The organism is Rhodoferax sp. (assembly GCF_014859475.1).
Classification (GTDB): Bacteria; Pseudomonadota; Gammaproteobacteria; order Burkholderiales; family Burkholderiaceae_C; genus Rhodoferax.
The window spans coordinates 1-4,981 of sequence record NZ_JACUUE010000185.1; the positions used below are offsets into that span (position 1 = coordinate 1).

Consider the following 4,981-nt stretch of genomic DNA (forward strand, 5'->3'; position numbering starts at 1 on the left):
AAGATTTGGCTTACGCCGCTTGCAAAACAATGTCGATTTGCGCGCCGCCCAGATCAGCGCGTGTAATCGTCAGCTCGCCTTGGTGGCTGGCCACCAGGTCTTTGACCACGGCCAGGCCGATGCCATGACCGGGCACCTGCTCGTCGAGCCGCACGCGCCTGGCCAATACCGCCTGCGGGTCGGCAAAGCCCGGGCCGTCGTCACAGACACGAATGTGCAAACGCTTGCCGTCCAGCCGAATTTGTACCAACACCCTGTGCCGTGCCCACTTGGCCGCGTTGTCGAGCAGATTGCCCAGCATCTCGAAGGCGTCGCCTTCGTCAATGCGCCAGCTCAACTCTGGCGGACAGTCCAGCGCAAAGTCCAGGTTTTTCTCAACATAGACCTTGGCCAGCGTGCCGCGTATGCGCTCCAGGATGGGCGAGAGCGCCAGCTGCGGCGCAAAACGCGCAGCGCCGCTGGCCCCGGCCCGGCCCAATTGGTGCACCACAATGTCGTCCATGCGCGCCACTTGCTGCGCCACCATGGCGGGCAATTCACCGGGTGCATCGAGTGAAGCGCGCAACGCCGCCAGCGGCGTTTTGAGGCTGTGCGCCAGGTCGTCCAGCGCGTCTTTGTAGCGCGTTTGCCGGGCCCGCTCCTGATCCATCAAACCATTGAGGTTGTGCGTGAGCCCGGCGAGCTCGCTCGGATAACTGCCTTCCACCCTGGCCTGTTCGCCGCTTTCGATGCGCTGGATTTCCCGCGCCACGCGGCCCAGCGGCGCCAACCCCCAGCGCAGCAGAACAGTTTGCGCGAGCAGCAACAGCAGGCCAGCACCACCCAGCCAGCGCCACAGCGTGCGCTCGAAGGCTTGCAGCTCATCGTCGAACGCGGCCATGTCTTCGAGCACCGAAAAAACCAGCGGGGCCGCCCGGTCGTTCACCGACCACGTGACCGCATAGCTGGCAGCCAGAAACACCCGGCCTGTTTTTTCTGCGCCGACGACTTCAAAGTGCCACTCGCCGGGTGCCAGCTGGCGCACAAAAGGCGGGTCGAGGCCGAGCGTGGACGACGACTGCCATTCTTCATTTTTTTCCGGATTGGCAATGTTGGCGTACAACCCCGAGTCGGGCAAGGACAGCCGGGGTTCGGCCAGCGTGGCGGGCATGACCAGCGTGCCCCGAGCGTTGAGCTCGGCGCCGGCGATCAGCAGGTAAATGGTGGTTTGCAGGCGGGCAAAGCGCTGACTGCGCAGGCTTTCGGCAAAAGCCTGTTGCACAGCCCAACCGGCGCCGGCCAAAAAAACCAGCAACACGGCAAAAGCGGCCCAGACCAGGCGCGCACGAATGGACAGTGGTGGCTTCACTGCAACGCGAAACGGTAGCCGCGACCGCGCAGCGTTTCAATGGGCGCCAGCAGGCCATCCGGATCGAGTTTGCGCCGTAAACGGCCAATCAGCACCTCCAGCACATTGCTGTCACGGTCTTCGTCGTGCGGGTACAGGTAGTCAGACAGTTCCTGCTTGCTCACCACCCTGGCGCGCTCGCGCACCAAATATTCCAGCATCCGGTATTCGAACATGGTCAAGTCAAGCGCCGCACCATGAAGCCGGGCGCTCTGGGCAGAAAAGTCGATGCTCAGGGCCCCCAGCGTGAGCACCTCCGAGGTCGCCTTGAGTGCGCGCCGCAACAGCGCCTTGACGCGCGCCGCCAGCTCGGGGTATTCAAACGGTTTGACCAGATAGTCGTCGGCGCCCGCCTCCAGCCCCAGCACCTTGTCCTGCCAGCTGCCGCGCGCGGTCAGAATCAGGATCGGCAGGGTGCGGCCCTCGGCGCGCAGGGTCTGCACCAGCGTCAGGCCGTTCAACTTGGGCAGTCCCAAATCGACAATGGCCAGGTCCAGCGGGTACTCGCGCGCCTGAAACAGGCCATCGGCGCCGTCGGCGGCCAAGTCAACACGGTAACCCTCGGCTTCGAGCTTGCGCTTCAGGCTGAGCCGCAACACCGCATCGTCTTCAACCAGCAGCAGTCGCATACAGCTAAAGCCTGCGTCCGCTGGCGGCGTCGATCAGCACCACAACCACTTCCCCCTGCGGCGTGAGCACCTTGACGCGCCAGACCGGGCGGCCGTCCTGCTCGGCCTGCTCCACCGCCAGCACGCGCCCGCCGGTGGCTTTCTGCACCATGGCGGCGGCGTCGTCGCGGCTGATATCAGCCCAGGCCGGCAGCGACAGCGTCAGCATCAGGGCAGTGATCACGGTGGTCAAAAGTTTCATGGCGTAAGGTGGTTTTGGGCGGCAATGCTGGCAATGGTACTACTGCCAAAAGCTGGCTGATTATTGTTCAATCGGCTCCACGCTGACCCGCACCGGCAAGCGGTCGCCCGGGTTGCTGCGCATGAACGTGGTGTACTGCTGGCCACGGTAGTCATAGGTCACGCGGTAGCCGGTGATGCGGCTTTGCACGTCATACACCGTGCGGCAGCGCTGGACTTCCCGTTGTGTCGGCTGATAGCGCCCGTTGTTGGCATATTGACCATCGTCGGGGCGGGCCGGTGCATTGCGGTTTTCAAGGTGATCGCCGGCAATGGCACCCAACACCGCACCCACGACGGTGGCTGCGTCTTTGCCTCTGCCGCCGCCCACCTGATGTCCCAGAACGCCACCGGCAAGGCCACCCACAATGGCGCCGCCATATTGGCGAGACTGGGAATTTTGAGGCGCGGTGGTGACGCGTGCGTCGCCTTCATCGACCCAGTGGCTGCTGCATTCGTTGCGCGGCACGTTGATGCTTTCATATTGCGGCTCGGCGCTGCGCACCCGCGCGTTGTCGGTGAAGGTGGCGGCCTGGGCACCGAACAAGGCGGTGGCGAACAAACTGGCAATACCGAGATGTGTAAGACGTTTCATGGAAAGCTCCGTGGATTGGTATGGCCTGCAGTTTGCACGCGCCTGCATGAACCCAGGCTGAACAGCATCCAAATAGCTGAAAAAATGCAAAAATGCAAGCCATTGCCTGATTTCCGGATGACTTTGATGACCTTGCGAATTGTTCTTTTTCTAATTGCTGCGGCGCTTACGGCAGCTCATTTTTTGAGGGCGGGAAGCTACAGCATGGTGGCCCTCAGCCTGGCCGCACCGCTGCTGTTTTTGTACAAGCGGCGCTGGAGCCTGATGCTGCTGCAACTGGCCGCCTATGGCGCCACCTTGAATTGGCTGCTGGCCATCGTGCTGCTGGTCCAGATGCGGCAACAGATCGGGCGGCCCTGGGGCACTGCCGCCGTGATTCTGGGCAGCGTTGCCCTGCTCACCCTGCTGGCCGGCTTGCTGCTGAATTCGCGCAGCATGCGTGAACGCTACCCATGAAACACATTTGCACCCGGAGTACCTTCTCAGGAGCCACCGTGCTGGCGCTCCTGCGCGCCGGCGGCGCGGCGCAGTGACCGCACAACGACCCCGGGCGCGTCGACAGCGGCGTCGTTGCGCATGACCACCCGCTTCTGCTCACCCTGGAACAGAGAGTCGCTTATCACGACCATGGGCGACAGGCCATAACTACGCCATCGTGGCGCAGGTGTTCAGATCACGCCTTGCGCCATCATGGCATCAGCCACCTTGACGAAGCCTGCCAGGTTGGCACCATCCACGTAGCTCAACGAACCGTCGGCGCGCTTGCCGTATTGCAGGCAGGCGGTGTGGATGTCGCGCATGATGCCGTGCAGACGCTCGTCCACTTCGTCGCGCGTCCAGTTCAGACGCAGGGCGTTCTGACTCATCTCCAGGCCCGAGGTGGCCACGCCGCCGGCGTTGCTGGCCTTGCCCGGTGCGTACAACACCTTGGCTGCTTCAAACACCTTGACGGCTTCCAGCGTGGAAGGCATGTTGGCACCCTCGGCCACGCACTTGACACCGTTCTTCACCAGCGTGGCAGCATCCGCGCCGTCGAGTTCGTTTTGCGTGGCACACGGCAGCGCCACGTCAACCGGCACGGCCCACGGACGCACACCGGCCTCAAACCGGGTGTTGGTGCGCTTGGCGTAATCGCTGACGCGACCGTAGAGGTGATTTTTCACCTCCATCAACTCCGCCAGTTTGGCGGGGGTAAAGCCGGCCTCGTCGATCACCGTGCCGCTCGAATCCGACACCGTGACCACCTTGGCACCGAGCGCCATGGCTTTTTCAACGGCGTACTGCGCCACGTTGCCCGAACCCGACACGCTCACGCGCATGCCGTCAAAACTCAGGCCGCGTTGCTTGAGCATTTCTTCGGCAAAATAGACCGCGCCGTAGCCGGTGGCCTCGGGGCGAATCAGCGAGCCGCCAAACGACATGCCTTTGCCGGTAAACACGCAATCCGCACGGTTGCTGAGTTTTTTGTACATGCCGGCAATGAAGCCCACTTCGCGCCCGCCGACACCAATGTCGCCTGCGGGCACATCGGTGTCGGCACCAACGTGGCGGAACAGTTCGCTGGCAAAGGCCTGGCAGAACCGCATCACCTCAGCCGGGCTCTTGCCCTTGGGGTCAAAGTCGGAGCCGCCTTTGGCGCCACCCATGGGCAGCGTGGTGAGGGCATTCTTGAAAGTCTGCTCGAAAGCCAGAAACTTCAGAATCGACAGGTTCACCGACGGGTGAAAACGCAGCCCGCCCTTGTACGGGCCAATGGACATGCTGTGCTGGATGCGGTAGCCCTTGTTGACCTGCACGCTGCCGTGGTCATCGGTCCAGCAGACGCGGAACATGATCACGCGCTCGGGCTCGACCAGGCGATCCAGCAAGCCTTGCTCTGCGTATTTGGGGTGCGCAGCAATAAAAGGCCACAGGCTTTCCATCACCTCGGTGACGGCCTGCAAGAACTCAGGTTGCCCCGGATTACGCTGGGCCACATGTTCCAAAAAATTCTGAACAGAAGAATATTTCATAAGTAACGCTCCATAAAAGTACATCACATTATGCAAAAAGCGTATTTCACAATAAGAAATTGCTATAACGGTGCAAAAG

The 4,981-nt window shown here is 62.2% G+C and carries 6 protein-coding genes; 1 reads left to right on the plus strand and 5 read right to left on the minus strand.

All coding sequences use genetic code 11. The features are described 5' to 3' along the window. Window positions 1-10: 10 nt before the first annotated feature. From IBX54_RS12490 to IBX54_RS12505, 4 genes are read right to left on the minus strand one after another with little or no spacing between them, the layout of a single operon-like run. Window positions 11-1,348 (minus strand): ATP-binding protein, encoded by a 1,338-nt coding sequence (locus IBX54_RS12490; RefSeq protein ID WP_296542982.1) that lies wholly within the window; start codon window positions 1,346-1,348, stop codon window positions 11-13. Next, window positions 1,345-2,016, minus strand: coding sequence for a response regulator transcription factor (locus IBX54_RS12495; RefSeq protein WP_296542983.1), 672 nt, complete (start codon window positions 2,014-2,016; stop codon window positions 1,345-1,347). Before IBX54_RS12495 ends, IBX54_RS12490 begins: the two co-directional genes overlap by 4 nt. A gap of 4 nt (window positions 2,017-2,020) precedes the next feature. Next, window positions 2,021-2,257 carry a PepSY domain-containing protein gene (locus IBX54_RS12500; protein ID WP_296542984.1) on the minus strand — a complete coding sequence of 79 codons (237 nt, stop codon included), beginning with the start codon at window positions 2,255-2,257 and terminating at the stop codon, window positions 2,021-2,023. Window positions 2,258-2,317: 60 nt separating this feature from the next. Beyond that, a complete protein-coding gene (locus IBX54_RS12505; protein WP_296542985.1) occupies window positions 2,318-2,890 on the minus strand; it encodes a glycine zipper 2TM domain-containing protein in 573 nt (190 codons plus the stop codon). A gap of 204 nt (window positions 2,891-3,094) precedes the next feature. On the opposite strand from IBX54_RS12505, the gene IBX54_RS12510 reads away from it, so the two are divergent. Then, window positions 3,095-3,346 carry a hypothetical protein gene (locus tag IBX54_RS12510; RefSeq protein ID WP_296542986.1) on the plus strand — a complete coding sequence of 84 codons (252 nt, stop codon included), beginning with the start codon at window positions 3,095-3,097 and terminating at the stop codon, window positions 3,344-3,346. 212 nt (window positions 3,347-3,558) lie between these two features. On the opposite strand, the gene gdhA is transcribed toward IBX54_RS12510, so the two are convergent. After that, entirely contained in the window at window positions 3,559-4,902 is a 1,344-nt protein-coding gene (gdhA, locus tag IBX54_RS12515) for an NADP-specific glutamate dehydrogenase (RefSeq protein WP_296542987.1), read from the minus strand. Window positions 4,903-4,981 lie beyond the last annotated feature (79 nt).